Origin of the sequence: Intestinirhabdus alba, assembly GCF_009711095.1 — a bacterium.
GTDB classification, from domain to species: Bacteria; Pseudomonadota; Gammaproteobacteria; order Enterobacterales; family Enterobacteriaceae; genus Intestinirhabdus; species Intestinirhabdus alba.
The window spans coordinates 1-549 of sequence record NZ_WMJZ01000142.1; the positions used below are offsets into that span (position 1 = coordinate 1).

Here is a 549-nt window from a genome sequence, read left to right on the forward strand (position 1 = left end):
TTTTCATCCTCATTCAGCGGCCGGTTCAGCCTGAATTTGGGTAAAAGTCCAAAATACTCCATCTCACTCCTCCGCGCCTAATGCGAGCTTCAGCTCGTCCATCTCCATTTGCATGGTCGGCCAGACGGGCAGATCCGCGGCCTCCCGCTTTCGGTACTCCTCCTGGTCCTCTTTGTTATACCCCGGGTCTACGGGGATTCGCCGCCACAGGCACTGCACCAACCACTTCTGTATCCTGTCGCGCTCATTAAATGCCAGGTAGATCGCCGCGCCGAGCAGAATAATAACGGCAATAATGGTGCCGATAACCGGCACCGTATTGGCTAACGCTGCAAAGATCAGCCAAGCTCCGGCTAAGCCCGACAGCCCGTACGCCACCGCTAGCCCGGTATGCCCTTTATATCGTTCATCAACCGCGTGATAAAAATCATAGCCGGCCGTAATAGCCCCGGACATTACACCCAGTGCCTTTTGGCTAACTTTAAGAAAGAGCTTCACTTTCTCCGAATGCAGAACATGCAGCCGGGACGAGGCGCCGTTAAACAGCCG

At 54.8% G+C, this 549-nt stretch carries 1 pseudogene; it reads right to left on the reverse strand.

The window, feature by feature from the left end:
* Positions 1–63: 63 nt before the first annotated feature.
* Positions 64–549 (reverse strand): annotated as a pseudogene (locus GJV78_RS22775) (hypothetical protein); the annotation flags it as partial.